Origin of the sequence: Bradyrhizobium genomosp. III, from assembly GCF_000261705.1 — a bacterium.
GTDB lineage: Bacteria > Pseudomonadota > Alphaproteobacteria > Rhizobiales > Xanthobacteraceae > Bradyrhizobium > Bradyrhizobium ottawaense.
Window position 1 is genome coordinate 1 of the sequence record NZ_AJQF01000278.1, and the last position, 280, is coordinate 280.

1 protein-coding gene is annotated in these 280 nt (G+C 64.3%); it reads right to left on the reverse strand.

The annotated features are described in order from the left end of the window. Positions 1-280 (reverse strand): Rieske 2Fe-2S domain-containing protein (locus IC66_RS0123440; RefSeq protein ID WP_038949222.1); only part of this gene is annotated, 280 nt, incomplete at both ends.

Sequence of the window (280 nt, forward strand, 5' to 3'; positions counted from 1 at the left end):
CACGACCTGTGCGCCCGCACGAGGATCGTATTCGGAGTTGTGACACATGCACTTGAACACCTCCTTGTCGCCGACATCGCTCTTCACCCAGGCGGTCACGGGACAACCGGCATGCGAGCAGATCGCCGAATAGGCGATGATGCCGTCGACGGCACGCGCGGCCGTCTTCTCGTCGAGCTCGGCGGGATCGAGCTTGATGATCAGGATCTCGTTGAGCCGGGAGGCGCTGCGCACCACCGATGTCTTGGGATCCTTCGGCCAGGCATGCACCGGCGGGCCC